19 protein-coding genes and 1 tRNA gene are annotated in these 16,177 nt (G+C 69.1%); 6 read left to right on the forward strand and 14 right to left on the reverse strand.

Annotation, left to right across the window (positions count from 1 at the left end; genetic code table 11):
- Positions 1 to 84 precede the first annotated feature (84 nt).
- Positions 85 to 375, forward strand: a complete 291-nt coding sequence (locus TSB10GB4_RS05200; RefSeq protein WP_186394846.1) for a PilZ domain-containing protein — start codon at positions 85 to 87, stop codon at positions 373 to 375.
- 23 nt (positions 376 to 398) lie between these two features.
- Here the strand turns inward: TSB10GB4_RS05200 and TSB10GB4_RS05205 are convergent, their stop codons facing one another.
- From TSB10GB4_RS05205 to TSB10GB4_RS05220, 4 genes are all read right to left on the reverse strand, one after another.
- Positions 399 to 1,217, reverse strand: a complete 819-nt coding sequence (locus TSB10GB4_RS05205; protein ID WP_186394847.1) for a class I SAM-dependent methyltransferase — start codon at positions 1,215 to 1,217, stop codon at positions 399 to 401.
- A complete protein-coding gene (locus TSB10GB4_RS05210) occupies positions 1,214 to 2,281 on the reverse strand; it encodes a glycosyltransferase family 4 protein (protein WP_186394848.1) in 1,068 nt (355 codons plus the stop codon). The genes TSB10GB4_RS05205 and TSB10GB4_RS05210 overlap by 4 nt, the downstream gene beginning before the upstream one ends.
- Positions 2,281 to 2,679 carry a 6-carboxytetrahydropterin synthase gene (locus TSB10GB4_RS05215; RefSeq protein ID WP_186394849.1) on the reverse strand — a complete coding sequence of 133 codons (399 nt, stop codon included), beginning with the start codon at positions 2,677 to 2,679 and terminating at the stop codon, positions 2,281 to 2,283. The genes TSB10GB4_RS05210 and TSB10GB4_RS05215 overlap by 1 nt, the downstream gene beginning before the upstream one ends.
- A 90-nt stretch (positions 2,680 to 2,769) precedes the next feature.
- A complete protein-coding gene (locus tag TSB10GB4_RS05220) occupies positions 2,770 to 3,798 on the reverse strand; it encodes a zinc-binding alcohol dehydrogenase (RefSeq protein ID WP_186394850.1) in 1,029 nt (342 codons plus the stop codon).
- Positions 3,799 to 3,887: 89 nt separating this feature from the next.
- Between TSB10GB4_RS05220 and mdoH the strand changes: the two genes are divergently transcribed.
- Positions 3,888 to 5,771, forward strand: a complete 1,884-nt coding sequence (mdoH, locus tag TSB10GB4_RS05225; RefSeq protein WP_186394851.1) for a glucans biosynthesis glucosyltransferase MdoH — start codon at positions 3,888 to 3,890, stop codon at positions 5,769 to 5,771.
- A 15-nt stretch (positions 5,772 to 5,786) separates the two neighbouring features.
- Here mdoH and TSB10GB4_RS23630 read toward each other — a convergent pair whose 3' ends face one another.
- From TSB10GB4_RS23630 to TSB10GB4_RS05235, 3 genes are read right to left on the reverse strand one after another with little or no spacing between them, the layout of a single operon-like run.
- Positions 5,787 to 5,909, reverse strand: coding sequence for a DUF2474 domain-containing protein (locus tag TSB10GB4_RS23630; RefSeq protein WP_208984454.1), 123 nt, complete (start codon positions 5,907 to 5,909; stop codon positions 5,787 to 5,789).
- On the reverse strand, positions 5,909 to 6,916 hold the full coding sequence (cydB, locus tag TSB10GB4_RS05230) for a cytochrome d ubiquinol oxidase subunit II (RefSeq protein WP_186394852.1): 1,008 nt from the start codon (positions 6,914 to 6,916) through the stop codon (positions 5,909 to 5,911). Before cydB ends, TSB10GB4_RS23630 begins: the two co-directional genes overlap by 1 nt.
- Before the next feature lie 3 nt (positions 6,917 to 6,919).
- A complete protein-coding gene (locus TSB10GB4_RS05235; RefSeq protein WP_186394853.1) occupies positions 6,920 to 8,329 on the reverse strand; it encodes a cytochrome ubiquinol oxidase subunit I in 1,410 nt (469 codons plus the stop codon).
- A 366-nt stretch (positions 8,330 to 8,695) separates the two neighbouring features.
- Between TSB10GB4_RS05235 and TSB10GB4_RS05240 the strand changes: the two genes are divergently transcribed.
- The gene (locus TSB10GB4_RS05240; protein ID WP_186394854.1) at positions 8,696 to 8,986 is read left to right on the forward strand and encodes a hypothetical protein; all 291 of its coding nucleotides are present in this window, start codon (positions 8,696 to 8,698) and stop codon (positions 8,984 to 8,986) included.
- Positions 8,987 to 8,996: 10 nt separating this feature from the next.
- Here TSB10GB4_RS05240 and TSB10GB4_RS05245 read toward each other — a convergent pair whose 3' ends face one another.
- The 5 genes from TSB10GB4_RS05245 to TSB10GB4_RS05265 form a co-directional block, all read right to left on the reverse strand.
- Positions 8,997 to 10,046: a dipeptidase gene (locus TSB10GB4_RS05245; protein ID WP_186394855.1), complete on the reverse strand. Its 1,050-nt coding sequence runs from the start codon at positions 10,044 to 10,046 to the stop codon at positions 8,997 to 8,999.
- 88 nt (positions 10,047 to 10,134) lie between these two features.
- Entirely contained in the window at positions 10,135 to 11,235 is a 1,101-nt protein-coding gene (gene mtnA / locus TSB10GB4_RS05250) for an S-methyl-5-thioribose-1-phosphate isomerase (RefSeq protein WP_186394856.1), read from the reverse strand.
- A gap of 156 nt (positions 11,236 to 11,391) precedes the next feature.
- Positions 11,392 to 11,706, reverse strand: a complete 315-nt coding sequence (locus tag TSB10GB4_RS05255) for an antibiotic biosynthesis monooxygenase (RefSeq protein WP_186388918.1) — start codon at positions 11,704 to 11,706, stop codon at positions 11,392 to 11,394.
- Positions 11,706 to 12,146, reverse strand: a complete 441-nt coding sequence (locus tag TSB10GB4_RS05260; protein ID WP_186394857.1) for a DUF2325 domain-containing protein — start codon at positions 12,144 to 12,146, stop codon at positions 11,706 to 11,708. The genes TSB10GB4_RS05255 and TSB10GB4_RS05260 overlap by 1 nt, the downstream gene beginning before the upstream one ends.
- Before the next feature lie 196 nt (positions 12,147 to 12,342).
- Entirely contained in the window at positions 12,343 to 13,302 is a 960-nt protein-coding gene (locus tag TSB10GB4_RS05265) for a VOC family protein (RefSeq protein ID WP_186394858.1), read from the reverse strand.
- Positions 13,303 to 13,343: 41 nt separating this feature from the next.
- Here TSB10GB4_RS05265 and TSB10GB4_RS05270 point away from each other — a divergent pair, with 41 nt between their 5' ends.
- Positions 13,344 to 13,544 (forward strand): hypothetical protein, encoded by a 201-nt coding sequence (locus TSB10GB4_RS05270; RefSeq protein WP_208984455.1) that lies wholly within the window; start codon positions 13,344 to 13,346, stop codon positions 13,542 to 13,544.
- A gap of 530 nt (positions 13,545 to 14,074) precedes the next feature.
- Here the strand turns inward: TSB10GB4_RS05270 and TSB10GB4_RS05275 are convergent.
- Positions 14,075 to 14,149, reverse strand: a tRNA-Gly gene (locus TSB10GB4_RS05275).
- A gap of 61 nt (positions 14,150 to 14,210) precedes the next feature.
- The gene (locus TSB10GB4_RS24015) at positions 14,211 to 14,597 is read right to left on the reverse strand and encodes a hypothetical protein (protein ID WP_371328860.1); all 387 of its coding nucleotides are present in this window, start codon (positions 14,595 to 14,597) and stop codon (positions 14,211 to 14,213) included.
- On the opposite strand from TSB10GB4_RS24015, the gene TSB10GB4_RS05280 reads away from it, so the two are divergent.
- Positions 14,523 to 14,921 carry a prolyl-tRNA synthetase associated domain-containing protein gene (locus tag TSB10GB4_RS05280; RefSeq protein ID WP_371328862.1) on the forward strand — a complete coding sequence of 133 codons (399 nt, stop codon included), beginning with the start codon at positions 14,523 to 14,525 and terminating at the stop codon, positions 14,919 to 14,921. The two genes, TSB10GB4_RS24015 and TSB10GB4_RS05280, sit on opposite strands and share 75 nt — an antisense overlap.
- A 149-nt stretch (positions 14,922 to 15,070) precedes the next feature.
- Positions 15,071 to 16,060 carry a thioredoxin gene (gene trxA, locus TSB10GB4_RS05285; protein ID WP_186394860.1) on the forward strand — a complete coding sequence of 330 codons (990 nt, stop codon included), beginning with the start codon at positions 15,071 to 15,073 and terminating at the stop codon, positions 16,058 to 16,060.
- Positions 16,061 to 16,177 lie beyond the last annotated feature (117 nt).

A 16,177-nucleotide genomic window follows, 5' to 3' on the forward strand; every position in this document is an offset into this window, starting at 1 on the left:
CCGGGGCAGGGCACGCTTCGCGTGTCCGAACCTGAGGCAGGGTCGGCGGTGTGTTCGCCGCCGCCGGAACAGGAGGTCGAGAACGTGGATGCTGAAAGGGAGGACGCGCGCCGCAGCAGCCGGGTGCGAACTCTCAAGCAGGGCCGGCTCGTGCTGGAGGGCAAGGGCGGGTTCGGCATCGACTGCCGGATCGTCAACCTGTCTCCCTTTGGGGCCCGTCTCAAGCTGGAGACGCCGCTGACCCGCAGCGAGGCGATCGAGCTGATCTTCCTGCCCGAGAATGTCCGCACCAAGGTGCGGATCATCTGGCAGGACGGCAACCAGATGGGCGTCGAATTTGCCGAGCCCCTCACCTGGTTGAAGAACCTCACCTGAGCCGACGCGGTCGGCAACCGCTGTCAGGCGCGCGGCAGCGCCGCCAGATCGCGGTGGCCGACATGGGCTGCGAGTTCCCCGCGGCCGATCTGCGCGTGGCGCAGGGCGAGCCAGCCGGCCAGCGCCGCGTCCGCCGCGCCACTGTCCCGCGCCGCCTCGGCCCAGCCCCCCACCAGCATCCTCAGGAAATCTGTTTCGCCGGGCAGCGCCTGCCAGTCGGCAGCGCCCTCGTGCGTGAGATATTCCTGCGCGCGGAAAGCGGTGGCGGCATGGTCATGCGCGAGCGGCCCCAGCGCCGGGCCGAAGCCCTTGTCGCGGCCCTGATGGGTCCGCATCGCCGCATGCACCGTCTCGTCGAAGGGATGCTCTGGTGCCAGCGACTGCCGCCCGTCATAGGTCAGCATGGCGAGGAAGGGCAGGGCGCGGCGGGCCAGCGTCCGCGCCAGCCGGTCGATCCAGCCGGCCGAGACGAGGTCGAGAAAGGCCGATGTGGTCACCGCGTCGATGCCGGACAGCAGTTCCGCGGAGAGGCCCGGCGCCAGGTCGGCGGCGACCACCTCGGCCGCCAGCCCGTCCCGCTCGGCCATCTCGCGGGCCAGTGCCAGCAGCGCCGGATCGTGTTCGGCGAGCCGCCAGCTTGTGGCAAAGCGCAGATGCGGATGCAGCGCCCGCATCGTCGCGCCGGTCCCTGCGCCCAGGTCGAGGATGACCAGCGGCGCGTCGCCCCTGGCCCTGGCGCGTCTCTCCAGATGATCGAGAAAGGCCTTGCGCACGGCCGTGTTGCGGGCGCGCAGGTCCGCCGGCTCGCGCGCCGATAGCCACGCGCCGGAAAAGCCGCTCATCGCCCGATCTCCGCGATCAGCGCGGCGAGCCGCCTTGCCTGCTCCGGCCAGCCCGGCAGGCCCTGCGCATGGGCGCGCGCCGCCTGCGCCAGGCTCTGGCGCAGCGCCGCGTCTTCGGCGAGCCGCCGGATCGCCGCGCCGACAGAAGCCGCATCGCCCGCCTCGCACAGGATGCCCGCCGCCGGCGGAACGGTGTCACGCACCGCGCCCGCGCCGGTCGCGATGACGGGAAGGCCGTGCGCCATCGCCTCGACAAAGGCCATGCCATAGCCCTCGTAGAGCGTGGTCAGCACGAACAGGTCCGCCTGGGCATAGAGCGCGTCGAGCGCCGCGCGGCCGAGCGCGCCATGCAGCCGCACCCGCCGCGACAGGCCAAGCCGTTCGATCGTCGCGCGCACGCTTGCCGCATGGGCGAGATCGAACTCGCCGCTGCCGGCGATGTCCAGCGTCACCGCCGGGTCGTCGATCTGCGCCAGCGCGGCGAGCAGCGTCGGGTGGTCCTTGCGCGGCACCAGCGAGCCGACCGACAGCAGGCGGAACGGCTCGCCCGGCCGCCGGACCCGCGCTACCGGCGGCGCGGGCAGCACAAGGCCCGGCTCCAGCGCGCTCACCTTGGCGCTTGGCACGCCGAAGCCGGTAATAATCGCCTCCGCGGTCGCCGGGCTCGTTGTCACCACATGGCGGGCCAGCGCCAGCGCGCGCCGTTCGCTCGCCGCAAGCTCCGCCGCCCGCGCCGGCGGCAGGCCGCTCTCATGCGCCAGCGGATGGTGCACCAGGGCGATCAGCCGCAGCCGCTGCGCCTGCGGGGCGGCAATGGCGTCCATCACCCCGAAGGCCAGCCCGTCGATCATCACCGCTTCGCCGTCGGCGAGCCCGGCGAGCAGCGCCGCACCCGCCTCCAGCGTCGCCGGGGAGGGCGCCGGATAGCCCTCGCCCAGCGTCAGCGCGGTGACCTGCGTGCCCGTCGCCGCCAGCGCCGCCAGCAGCTCGCGGTCATAGACATAGCCGCCGGTCGGCGTCTCCAGCCGGCCGGGATAGAGGAAGGTAAGGCGCCCCGCCGGCATCACAGAGTGCCTTCGTACCAGGCCCGCGCCGCGTGGGATTCGTGCAGCGTCACCCGGATCGAGGACAGCTCGCCGGCGGGCCGGCCGAGCCGGTTCTCCCGCGCCGCCCGCGCCAGCGCCTCGAAGATATGCCGGCTCAGGACTTCCGTCGTGGTGTTCCGGCCCGCGAACTCCGGCACCTCGTCGAGGTTGCGATAGTTCAGCGGCGCCAGCGTCTCCTTCAGCACCTCATGGGCGCGGCCGATGTCGATGACGATGCCGTTCGCGTCGAGCTCCGGCGAGAAGAACGCGGCATCGATGACGAAGGTCGCCCCGTGCAGCCGCTGCGCGGGGCCGAAGACCTCGCCCTTGAACGAATGGGCGATCATGATGTGGTCGCGGACTTCGACGGCATGCATCTGTCGGGGTCTCCTGCTGAAAGGTGCGGCCGGTCCGGCCGGGGGAGGGCGAGCGTGTCGGGCCGGATCTTGCGGAAGAATGCGCCCTCTTCAGGGCGTTGCCGGCGGCTCCTCGCCGTCGTCATGGCGGATCGGCTGCGCCAGCACCGGCACCCGGCCGGCGAAGATGTCGGCCAGCCGGGTTGGCGTCTGCCCCAGGGGGATCGGCGGCGCGATCAGCACGTCGAGCGCCGGGTCGCGCAGCAGCGCCAGCGCCGTCTCCAGGCGGCGGCGATAGGTCCAGCGCGCCAGCCGGTCGGGCGGCAGGCTGCCGACCTGGCTGGAGCGCAGCGTCAGCCGCCGGCTGTGGAAGCCGCCGCCCAGATGCGCCGTGACCGGGGCCGTGCCGTACCAGCTCATCTCCACCACCCTTGCTTCCGCTCCGGCCAGCGCCAGCGCCGTGTCGAGGCCGGACGGGTGGCCGGAGGTGTGGAAGACGAGGTCCTGCTCGCGCGGCGCTTCGCCGGGCCGGGCGAAGGCGGCGCCGAGCGCCCGCGCCGGGCGCTCCTTCGCCGGATCGATGTCGACCACCGTCACCTGCGTCCCCGGCAGCCGGGCGGCGAGAGAGGCGACCAGCAGTCCGACGACCCCGCCGCCGACGACGGCGATGCGGTCTCCGGGCGCCGCGCCCCCGTCCCACAGTCCGTTGAGCGCGGTCTCCATATTGGCGGCAAGGATCGCGCGCAGCGGCGGCACGTTTGCGGGCACCGGCACCGCCGCCGTCCCGGCGACGACGAAGCGGTCCTGATGCGGATGCAGCACGAACACGGTCTCGCCGGCCCGCGCCGGGTCGCCGCCGGCGATCTCGCCGACACAGGCATAGCCATATTTGACCGGGAAGGGGAACTCGCCTGCCTGGAACGGCGCGCGCATGCGCTGCCATTCGCTTTCGGGCACCGCGCCGGTGAAGACCAGCCGCTCGGTCCCCAGGCTGACGCCGCTCCACAGGCTGCGCACGACGACCTCGCCCGCCTGCGGCCGGCGCAGCGCTTCCTGGCGCAGTTCCAGCCGCCCCGGACCCGTGGTCCAGAGCGCCCGCGCGGAATACGGGTCCTTGCCGGGAGTGCTGCGCTGCGTCACAAATCCTCCTTAGTCCGGCGCAACGTATAGCGCAACGGACGGGGCGGGGCATCCGCCATCGCCGGCATCGCACAACAGGGTTGCGTATCATGCGTCAGACCGGGTCGCCGACCTGCCCTGCGCCGGAGACCTCCGGCGACGCGGCGCTTGCGCCGGGTCCCGATGCCGCACGGCTGGCGCGCCGGCGCGCGGTCTTCGCCGCCCTGGTGCTTGCCACCATCGCCGGATTGACCGCCCTGCTCGGCCTTGCCTTTGCCGGCGACGGTACGATCACCTGGGGCGAGTGGCTGATGATCGGCTGCTTCCTGCTGACCCTGCCCTGGACGGCGGTCGGCTTCTGGAACGCGGTGATCGGCCTTGCCGTCCTGCGGCTGTCGCGCGATCCGCTCGCCGCCGTCTCGACCCTGCGTGCGGGCGATGCCGCCGGCGACAGCCCCGCCTCCACCGCGATCCTCTCCTGCATCCGCAACGAGGATGTCGACGCCGTCGCCGCCTCGCTCGATGCGATGGCCGCCGATCTGGTGCGCTCCGGCCGCGCCGCCGGCTTTGCCCTCTACGTGCTCAGCGACACCGATGACGGGGAGATCGCCGCCCGCGAGGAGCGCGCCTTTGCCGCGCTCGCGGCGCGCTGGGCGGGCCGTCTGCCGGTTCTCTACCGCCGCCGGGCGGAAAATCCCGGCTTCAAGGCCGGCAACATCCGTGATTTTCTCGAGCGCTGGGGCGCCGCGCATGACTATGCCATCGTGCTCGATGCCGACAGTTTCCTGTCGGCGCGGACGATGCTCGACCTCACCGCGCGGATGGACGCCAACCCGCGCGTCGGCATCCTGCAGACCCTCGTCGTCGGCCTGCCGGCGACGAGCGCCTTTGCCCGCATCTTCCAGTTCGGCATGCGCCTCGGCATGCGCTCCTACACGCTCGGCAGCGCCTGGTGGCAGGGCGATTGCGGTCCCTATTGGGGTCACAACGCCATCCTGCGCCTTGCCCCCTTCGCTGAGCATTGCCATCTGCCGCGGCTGCCGGGCAAGGGTCCGCTGTCCGGCTGGGTGCTGAGCCACGACCAGGTCGAGGCGGTGCTGATGCGCCGCGCCGGCTACGAGGTCCGCGTGCTGCCGCTCGAGGGCGAGAGCTTCGAGGAGAACCCGCCCAACCTGCTGGAGTTCATCCGCCGCGAGCTGCGCTGGTGCCAGGGCAACCTGCAATATCTGAAGCTGCTCGGCCTGCCGGATCTCAAGCCGGTCAGCCGGGTGCAACTGGTGCTGGCGATCCTGATGTTCGTCTCCGCCCCGGCCTGGCTCGCCTTCATGGCGACCGGCGCGGCGCTGGTTGCCTTCGGTGGCGGCGAGCTGATCCGCGTCGACCTGACGGCGGGCTTCGCGCTGTTCGTCATCGTCCTGACGATGATCTTCGCGCCGAAGATCGCGACCTGTCTCGACATCCTGGCCGACCGCCGGCAGCGCGCCGCCTTCGGCGGCGGCCTGCGCGTTGCGGCAAGCTGGCTGACCGAGCTGGTCTTCTCCATGCTGATGGCGCCGATCATCGCCGTCGCCGTCACCCTGTTCATCGCCGGCCTGCCCTTCGGCAGGGCGGTCGGCTGGGGCGCGCAGATCCGCGACACCCGCACCCTGCCGCTCGGCCTGTGCGCGGCCAAGCTCTGGCCGCAGACCCTGTTCGGCCTCGCCGGCGTCGGCTTCGCCCTCGCGCTCACGCCGGGTCTCGTCTGGCCGCTGCTGCCGGTCGTCCTCGGCCCGGCGCTGGCCATCCCGCTGGCGCGCCTGACCTCGGGCAAGGCCGCCGGCCGGCTGGCGCTCGCCTCGCGCCTGTGGCGCCTGCCGGAGGAGATCGCCCCGCCGCCGCCCTGCCTGCTGCCGCTGCGCCTTCCCGCCCATGCCCTGCTCGGCGTCGCCTTTGCCGGGTCGGAGGCCGCATCCGGCGCCGGCCTCCCGGTGGATCTGGTTCGCGCCGAGGGCTGAGGCGCGGCGCGGCGGCTAAAGGATCGCCCAGCGGATCAGGCTCGCCACCGCGAACAGCGTCGCGACACCGGCCAGCCACAGGCCGGCGAACCAGGCGAGCCGCAGATGGAGCGGCCGCTCCGGCCCGTCTCGCCTCATCAGTGATAGCCCTCGCCGGGCCGCACCTTGCCGCGAAACACCCAATAGGCATAGGCGGTATAGGCGAGGATCATCGGGATCAGCACCGCCGCCCCGACCAGCAGGAATTTCAGCGAACTGTCCGGCGCCGCGGCCTCCCACAGGGTGATCGAGGTCGGCACCACATAGGGGAACAGGCTCACGCCGAGCCCGATGAAGGTGACGAGGAACAGGCCGAGGCTCGCCAGGAACGGCACCACGTCGCGGCCCGAGCGCAGGCTGGCGAACAGCAGCGCGGCGAGCGCCAGCACCATCAGCGGTACCGGCGCGGTGTAGAGGATCTGCGGAAACTCGAACCAGCGCGCGGCGAATTGCGGATGCAGCGAGGGGGTCCACAGGCTGACGATGCCGATCATCACCAGCAGCAGGCTGCCGGTGACCAGCGCCTTGCCGCGGAAATGTTCCTGCATCGGCCCCTCGCATTTCCATACCAGCCAGGTGGCGCCGAGCAGCGCATAGCCGGTCGCGACGGCAATGCCGGTGAAGATCGAGAACGGCGTCAGCCAGTCCAGCCAGCCGCCGGCATAGACCCGGCCCTCGACCTCGATCCCCTGGATGATGGCGCCGAGCGCGATGCCCTGCGCCAGCGCCGCGGTCAGCGATCCGAGGAAGAAGGCGATGTCCCAGATCCATTGCCGCTCGGGGCGCGCCTTGAAGCGGAATTCGAAGACGACGCCGCGGAACACCAGCCCGATCAGCATCGCCATGATCGGGGCATAGAGCGCCGGCATCAGCACCGCATAGGCGAGCGGGAACACCGCGTAGAGCCCGCCGCCGCCCAGCACCAGCCAGGTCTCGTTGCCGTCCCACACCGGCGCGACCGAGTTCATCATGACGTCGCGCTCGGTCTTGGAACGGGCGAGCGGGAACAGGATCCCGAGGCCGAGGTCGAAGCCGTCGAGCACCACATAGAGAAACACCGCGGTGGCGATCAGCAGCGCCCAGATCAGGGCGAGATCGAAGATCATGGCTTACCTCCGCCGGTTCGGGTTGACGTCGGCGACATAGGCGGGGGCGGGGGGGACGCCGGCGGCGCGGGTCGGCTCGCCCGCCTCCGGCCCCTCGGCGTCGCCGCCCGGTGTCTTGGCCATCGACCGCAGCAGGTAGCCGGTGCCGATGCCGAAGACGATGAAATAGACGACGATGAAGACCGCCAGCGAGGTCGCCACCGCCGGTGCGTCGACCGGCGAGATGCTGTCGCTCGTGCGCAGCAGCCCATGGACCGTATAGGGCTGGCGGCCGACCTCGGTGGTGATCCAGCCGGCCAGCACGGCGATGAAGCCGGTCGGCCCCATCGCCACCACCGCCCGGTGGAAGGCCGGCGTGTCGGCGAGCCGCCCGCGCCGGCGCAGATAGAGGCTCCACAATCCGATCGCCAGCATCAGGAAGCCGATGCCGACCATGATGCGGAAGGAGAAGAACACGATCGTCGCGTTCGGCCAGTCCTCGCGCGGGAAGTCCTTCAGCCCCGGCACCCGGCCGTCCAGCGAATGGGTGAGGATCAGGCTGCCGAGCTTCGGCACCTCGATCTTGTAGCGGGTTTCCGCCGCCGCCATGTCGGGAATGCCGAACAGGATCAGCGGCGCGCCGGTCTCGCCCTCGAAATGGCCTTCCATCGCGGCGATCTTCGCCGGCTGGTGCTCCAGCGTGTTGAGCCCGTGCATGTCACCGGCGACGATCTGCACCGGCGTCACCAGCACCGCCATCCACATCGCCATCGACAGCATCACCTTCGCGCCCTCGTTGGCGCGGTCCTTGAGCAGGTGCCAGGCGCCGACCGCGCCGACCACGAAGGCGGTTGTCAGATAGGCCGCCAGCATCATGTGGACGAAGCGATAGGGGAAGGAGGGGTTGAAGACGATCTCGAACCAGTTTTCGGGCACGAACTGGCCGGCCTCGTTGATCGCATAGCCGGCCGGCGTGTGCATCCAACTGTTGACCGACAGGATCCAGAAACCCGACAGGGCGGTGCCGAAGGCGACCATCGCGGTGGCGAGGACATGCAGCCTCGGTCCCACCCGGTTGAGCCCGAACAGCATGATGCCGAGGAAGCCGGCCTCCAGGAAGAAGGCGGACAGCACCTCATAGCCCATCAGCGGGCCGAGCACCGGGCCGGTCTTGTCGGAGAACACCGACCAGTTGGTGCCGAACTGGTAGGTCATGACGATGCCGGAGACGACGCCCATGCCGAAGGCGACGGCGAAGATCTTCAGCCAGTATTTGAACAGGGTCAGGTAGACCGCGCGGCGGGTCGCCAGCCACAGCCCTTCCAGCACCAGCAGATAGCTCGCAAGGCCGATGGTGAAGGACGGGAAGATGATGTGAAACGAGACGGTGAAGGCGAACTGGAAACGCGCCAGGTCGACTGCGGAAAATTCCATCTGTCGGCTCCTTCGCGGCTCTTGCCGGGTCGCCGCGGCCCCCGCTCTGCCCCGGCGAAAACAGTGGTCTGGATCACGCTGTGCCCGAGAAACTTGCGACGTCGTCGGCACTTGACCATGCGACCGATTGAAGCCCGAGCCGTGCGCCAAGGCAACCCCCGGCGGGCGGGCAGGCCGGGCGCCCGGTCCCGCCTCCGGGTTCCCCCGCCATTCTCCCGCCGCGCCCTCTGCTTTGCCGGCAGAGGAAAACAGGCGGGCCGGCCGGTGCCTTGCGGGGTTTTGACTCTGGCGCGAATCGGCGCAAGACTTCGTTAACCATTTCGGCGGCGGCAGGTCCGGCCTGCCGCGGAATTGTTGGGGAACGTCATGTCCGCATTTGTTCAGTCACTGCCGACCCTGAACGACAGCCTGCGTTTTGCCGAGCAGCATGTCGGGGATATCCTCTACACGCCGAGGTCGCCGGACGGCGCCGCCTATCGCTTCATCGTCCGTGGCAGCGGCCGTTTCGGCAACGGCGCCCGCAGCAGCCACCCCTGCGAGGTGCTGGCCGCCACCCGCCGCGAGGCGGAGCTGCGCCGCTTGCATGCGGTCGCCACCAGCATCGCGCAATATCTGGAAGAGCGGATCGCCGCCGAAAGCCCGCTCGCCGCCGAGTGAGGACCGTCCCTCAGGCCCAGGTCCGCTCCAGCACCGACAGCCAGTTCTTCCAGGCGATCTTCTCGATCAGTTCCTCGCCGTAGCCGGCCTCGCGGAAGGCCTGCAGCAGCGCCGGTAGGCCGGCGACGTCGCCGATGGCGCGCGGCACCATGCAGCCGTCGAAATCCGAGCCGAGCGCCACCCCGTCCCCGCCGAGCCGCGAGATCAGGTGGTCCATGTGCCGCACCATCACCGAAAGCGGCGTGTCGGAGACATTGGCCCCGTCCGGCCGCAGGAAGGCGACGTGGAAGTTGAGCCCGACGACGCCGCCGCTCTCGGCGATGGCGTCGAGCTGCCGGTCGGTCAGGTTGCGCGCCGAGGGGCAGACCGCATGGGCGTTGGAATGGGTGGCGACCAGCGGCCGGTCGGTGAGCGCGGCGACGTCCCAGAAGCCTTTCTCGGTGATGTGCGACAGGTCGACCATGATCTTCAGCCGGTTGCAGGCGCGCACCAGCTCCTTGCCCGCCGCCGTCAGCCCCGGTCCGGTGTCGGGGGAGGAGGGGCAGGTCATCGGCACCCCGTCGCCGAAGATGTTCGGCCGGCTCCACACCGGCCCGAGCGAGCGCAGGCCGGCGGCGTGCAGCACCTCCAGCGCGGTCAGCTCGGCATCGATCGCCTCGGCGCCTTCCACATGCAGCACCATGGCGAGCTTTTTGGCCGCCATCGCCGCGCGGATCTCGGCCGCATCCCGGCAGATCGCCACCTCGCCGGCGCTCTCGCGCTCCAGCCGCAGCGCGCGGGCCAGCAGCCGCAGCGTGAAGGCCAGCGCCTCCGGCTGGGCGACTTCGGCGAAATTCGCCGGATCGTCCGGGTCGTAGCGCAGCTTCAGCGCCTCGCCGAGCTGCGAGGGCACATACATGGCGAACAACCCGCCGGCGAATCGGCCCTTTCGGGCGCGCGGCAGGTCGATATGGTCGCGCGCGGCGCGCTCGAAGAAGGAGCGCTCGCGGGCCGTGCCGGCGCCGAGCTCCAGCTTGAGCAGCGTGTCGTTATGGCCGTCGAAGACGGGGATCTGGCTCATGCGGATACGGGTCCTGGGAGAGGGCGTGCGGGCGGGTGGGCGGGCGCGAGTGTCGCCGCCCCGCCGCCGCAACGCAAGAGGGGGGGCGTCAGGCGGCGCGCCGCTCCGGGAACAGGCTCGCGAGCCCTTGCGCGCTGGCCGCGCAGATGCCGCGTTCGGTGATCAGGCTGGTGACCAGCCGCGCCGGCGTCACGTCGAAGGCCGGGTTGGCCGCCTCCGTCGTCGGCGGGGTGATGGCGATGGTCTCGACCCGCCCGTCCTGCGTCAGGCCGCTCAGATGCGTCACCTCGCGGCCCGAGCGTTCCTCGATCGGGATCTCGCGCAAGCCGTCGCGGACGCTCCAGTCGATGGTCGAGGAGGGCAGGGCGACATGGAACGGCACGCCGTTGTCATGGGCGGCCAGCGCCTTGAGATAGGTGCCGATCTTGTTGCAGACATCGCCCGTCGCCGTGGTCCGGTCGGTGCCGACGATCACCATGTCGACCAGCCCGTGCTGCATCAGATGGCCGCCGGCATTGTCGACCACCAGCCGGTGCGGCACCCCGTGCCGGCCGAGCTCCCAGGCGGTCAGCCCGGCGCCCTGGTTGCGCGGTCGCGTCTCGTCGACCCACACATGCACCGGGATGCCGGCATCGTGCGCCTGGTAGATCGGCGAGGTCGCCGTGCCCCAGTCGACGGTGGCCAGCCACCCGGCATTGCAATGGGTCAGGATGTTGACCGGTTCGCCCCCACCCTTGCGCGCGGCGATCTCGCGGATCAGCGCCAGCCCGTGCCGGCCGATCGCGTGGTTGACCGCGACATCCTCCTCGCAGATCTCGCCTGCCTTCGCCCAGGCCGCGGCCGCGCGCTGGTCTTCGGCCAGCGGGGCGACATGTGCGGTCACCGCGTCGAGCGCCCAGCGCAGGTTGATCGCCGTCGGCCGGGTCGCGGCCAGCAGGGCGGCGGCCTGCGAAAGGCCCGCATCGGAAGGATCGCGCGCCAGCGCCATGGCGAGGCCATAGGCGGCGGTGGCGCCGATCAGCGGCGCGCCGCGCACCCACATGTCGCGGATCGCCGTCGCAGCGGCGTCCAGCGTCGCCAGTTCCGTGGTGACGAAACCATGCGGCAGCCGCGTCTGGTCGATGATGTGCACCGACCGGCCATGCTCTGCCGGCCAGATGGAGCGGTGGGCAACGCCGTCGATCTTCATGACATCTCCGTACCGATGGGGCCGATCCCTGTCGGGGAGGTAAAGCATGTTTTCGCCGTGTCCACCACCTGCGGGCGAAAAGGCGGCCCAAAAGCGCATGCGACAAGGGCGGGGTCCTCGCGAACCCCGCCCTTCTAATCCTTCGCAGCCGAGGCCTCAGGCGGTTTCGGTCAGCACCGCCTCGAAGCCCTCGAACTCCGGTGGCCCGAGATAGAGCGGCTTGTTGTCGCCCGCGCCCTTGTGCGCGTCGCGGAACGCCTGGCTCTTGGTCCAGGCGAGGAAGGCGTCCTTGTCCCGCCAGATCGTGTGCGAGGCATAGAGCGTGTGGTCCTCGCGGTCCGGACCCTTCAGCAGGTGGAACTCGACGAAGCCGTCCATCTCCGCAAGGCGCCGCTCGCGGTTGCGCCACACTTCCTCGAAGGCGTCCTCGTTGCCGGACTTCACGCGGAAGCGGTTCATCGCAATATACATCAGACAGTGTCTCCCTCTTCTGATCCTGGCCCCTGCGGGGCAAGGTGGACCGCCGACCGCTCGCCGACAAGGTCCTGCAGGGCCTTGCGGAACGCGGTCTGGCCGGTGCTGCGCAGCGGCACGAACGGCTTGTTGAGCTTCTGGCAGATCTTCTTGGCCCGCAGGCAGGCGTCGTGGCTGACGCAATTCACCGGGCAGAAGACGCAATCGACCGACGGCAGCAGGTGGTCGAGCCGCTGCGGCGCGTCCTCGACGCCGCCGTCATGGTGGACGAAGGTGGTGTTGAACGCCTCGGCGATGCCGCGCAGCCGGTCGCGGTGGCCATGCATGCCGCCGACATAGAGGATTGCCTTCGGCCGTGCCGCCTCGCCCGCCGGCACCGGCGCGTTGTGCGCCATCGCCGCCCCGGCCGCCACCCTGGCCGCCCCATTGGCCGTCATGCCTGTCGGCTGCGCCGCCCGGCGCCGCGTCCAGACCCCGCTCTCGCGCGTGGCAGCACGAAGGTAACGTCCGGCAGGTCGAGCCTTTCCACGATATGCGACTGCATTTCCTCGGGCGACTGGCCGCGGCCGTGAACCAGAACGCAAAGCCCCTTGGCTCGGCCGCGGGCCCGCAGGTGGAGAGCCTCTGCCCTCATCAGGTGAACTCGGCCGCTTCCAGGCCCTGACGCAATTCGTCCTCTCGGTCCTTGAACCAGGGCGGGAAGACCAGCGTCTTGCCGATCTGCCCGGGAGGTTCGTCACGCGCCCAGCCCTCCGGAGTCGTCCAGGCAAGCTCGAAGAGTGCGCCGCCTGGCGAACGGACGTAGCAGGACTTGAAGTAATTTCGGTCCTTTTGCTCGGAGATATCGGTAAAGCCGAGCCCCTCGATATGGGCGCGCAGCTTGAGTTGGTTTTCCTCGTCGCCGGTGTTGAGTGCCAGATGGTGAATCGTACCGCCGGAAAGGGTCCATGTACCTTGAGGGCTCTCACGGTCAGTGATGACCTCCACACGCTGGATGACACCGCTTGCGTCGGGCACACGATAGACCGTGCCTTCGTCCGAATCCGCTTCCTTCTCGAGCGGCAGTGCGACGGTCATGAAGTCATCCATGCACGTTCGGTCGAAACAAGCGACGACCGCGCCGTAGATGCCCTTGATACCGTGGTCCGCGCTGATGCCCCCTGCCTCGTTGGCAATGGGAGTTCGGTTGTCGCCGTCGCTCTCGACCAGTTCGTGTGGGATGCCGCACGGGTGGGCGAAGATGACGCGGTCCGCCCCGAAACGGGTGATCTTGTCCGCCTTGACGCCCCGGCCGTTCAGCCGGTCGACCCAGAAGTCGGCCGCTCCCTTGGGGATGGCCTGCAGGATGGCACGGGACTGGTTGGTCCCCCGACGCCCGTATACGCCCGGCTTTCGGAAGGGAAATGTCGTGATGATGGTCGAAGCGTCGCCATCGGGCGAGCCGTAATAGAGGTGATAGACCGGGATCACGCCGTCGAAGAGCACCGTGCGTTTAACGGAATAGAGACCCAACGTCTTCGTATAGAAATCGAAATCCTCTTGTACCCCGTCCGTGGAAAGCGTCAGGTGGTGATAGCCGCTGATCTGAGCCAAAATGAAATCCTCCCTGGATATGCGACTTGGTGGATGCGGGCTTGCGCAACGCCGAAAATCCGGCCGGACAATCCCTCATTGGCACCGTAACGACGTTACGCACGCCCGCCGTCAGCCCGCCCTCCTCCGGATGGAACGCGCTGTCGAAAGGCATATTTGTTGTGAAGGAACTTGGCGCGGCGACCGTCACCGCCCTGATCCGCAACGCCGGCACCGATCGCGAGAGTCGAAACGCGAGTTGACCCCTGGCCACCGATGGCGCACGTGACTTCGCTTCAGCGTATGGATTTCCATCCATCCGTCCTTCCTCCCGTCTCATAACCGTAGCGCATGAGGACATGGACGTTTATGCGATGTTGGACGCCTTACATCGCGTTTTGTTATAAGAGGCATAAGTAACAAATGACCTGCGGAAGAGGAATGAACCGCTAGTGCCCGTCTCCATTTTAGGTGACGAGGGAAGAGCGTGCGCCACTCCGAAGAAGCGCCGGTCCATATCGAGGGTTTTGGCGGGTGGCCAGCCGCTACCCGCGCCAGAAGCATGAGGGGGTCAACTACAGGAGGTATAATTAGAGTCGGGACAATCCAGCGCTTCAGATGCCGCTGGAAGCTCCGGGAGGCAGGAGACTGCGCTGCGCCATACCAATTCCAATGGCGCGCTACCGCATTCAGCAATGCGATTTCATCTGCTTACATGCCGAGCGCTGAGGAGCGTGCAAGCAAAAGGCGCCTCTCAAGGCGCCTTTTAAGCTCTTACTTTCTTTTGGAAAACTGGAGCGGGCGATGGGATTCGAACCCACGACCCCAACCTTGGCAAGGTTGTGCTCTACCCCTGAGCTACGCCCGCATCAGTTTGTGGCTGCCGGCCGCGACCGGCGCCTGAGGTGGGCTGTATATGAACCAAGGCGCTACGGATTGCAACAGTGTTTTTCGCGCGTCGCGGGCTGTGGATGATCAGTGGATTTCCGGGCCCTTGCAAGCTTTGCGCGAGCCCCGGCTTGTGCGGAACCCGCCGCCTCGGCTAGATCGTTGGAGCCTCGGTTCGCGAGGCGAAATCGAGCCTTCCCGCCGGAAATCCGGTTCCCAGGATCAGGACAGGAGCCCATGCCGGCCAGCCGCCAGGACCTTCTCGCTTTCTCGACGGCCTCGCCATCGACGTCACGACGCGCGATCATCCGGCCGTCTTCACGGTCGCCGAATCCACCGAAATCCACGACGAAATTCCCGGCGGCCATACCAAGAACCTGTTCCTGAAGGACAAGAAGGGCCGCATCTTCCTCGTTGTGGCGCTGCATGACACGGAGATCGACCTGAAGTCGATCCACCAGCGCATCGGCGCGCAAGGACGGGTCTCCTTCGGCAAGCCCGACCTCTTGATGGAGGTGCTTGGCGTACCACCCGGATCGGTGACGCCGCTCGCCCTGATCAACGACCGCGACGCGCAGCGCGTCACGCCGATCTTCGATGCGACAATGATGGAGGTCGAGCCGCTCAACTTCCACCCGCTGGAGAACACCGCGACCACGACGATCTCGCGCCAGGGGCTGTTGGCGTTTGCGCGCGCCTGCGGTCATGAGCCGCTGATCATCGCCGTCTCGGACAAGCAAGGCGCGGTTTGAATTTTGCCGCCGATGCGCCCATGTTAGGCGCAACAGGCGGGAGCCCTCCCGATCGCCCCGATCCCATCGCGGCGGGCCGAAGGGATCCAGACGAATCACGCCGCGGACAGGCTCATGCAGGCCGTCCGCGCAACCGGGGACGACAGGGTATGAGCAACGACGGTTTTTCGGTCGGAGGCAGCTTCGGCGGCTCCTTCGGCGGGGGCGGCTACGGATCCCGTCCCGCCCCGACGGGCGGCGCCGGCCCCGTGGCACCCGCCCCGGCGGCCGACGTCATTCGCGACGTCACCACCCAGACCTTCATGGCCGACGTCATCGACGCCTCGCGCAAGCAGCCGGTGCTCGTCGATTTCTGGGCACCGTGGTGCGGTCCCTGCAAGCAGTTGACGCCGGTGCTGGAAAAGGCGGTGCGCGATGCGCGCGGCGCCGTCATCCTTGCCAAGATGAACATCGACGACCATCCGGAAGTGGCTGGCCAGCTCGGCATTCAGTCGATCCCGGCGGTGATCGCCTTCAAGAACGGCCAGCCGGTCGACGGCTTCATGGGCGCGCAGCAGGAAAGCCAGGTGAAGGCGTTCATCGAGCGGGTCGCCGGCCCGATCGGGCCGAGCGAACTGGAGCAGGTGCTGACCCAGGCCGAGGCGGCGCGCGCGGCCGGCGATCTGGGTCAGGCCGCACAGCTCTACGCCGCCGCCCTGTCGATGGAGCCGGAAAACACTGTGGCGATCGGCGGCCTGGCCCAATGCTATGTTGCCGCCGAGGCGCTCGACAAGGCGCGCGAGGTGCTGGCGATGGCGCCGGAGGCGGCCGCGTCCGATCCGGCGATTTCGGCCGCCCGTGCGGCGCTGGAGCTGGCCGAACAGGCCAGCAGCCTCGGCGATCTCGCCGGTGTCGAGGCACGCATCGCCGAAGACCCGTCCGACCACCAGGCCCGCTTCGATCTGGCCGTGGCGCTCGGCTCCAGCGCCGCGCGGCGCCAGGAGGCGGTGGACCAGTTGATCGAGATCGTGCGCCGTGACCGGGAATGGAACGAGGACGGGGCGCGCAAGCAATTGCTGCAGTTCTTCGAGGCCTGGGGCCCCAAAGATCCGGCCACCGCCTATGGACGGCGCCGCCTGTCCGCCGTGCTGTTTCGCTGATCCCCGCGCCCCGGACTTCCGGCCGATACGACCGTCCGGAACGTGGCGCCCGTTTCCGCCTCGCGACCCCCGTGACTGGCCGCGAGGCGCCTGCGCGCCCATATAGGAAGAGAGAAG

Origin of the sequence: Stappia sp. TSB10GB4 (assembly GCF_900185745.1) — a bacterium.
Classification (GTDB): Bacteria; Pseudomonadota; Alphaproteobacteria; order Rhizobiales; family Stappiaceae; genus Stappia.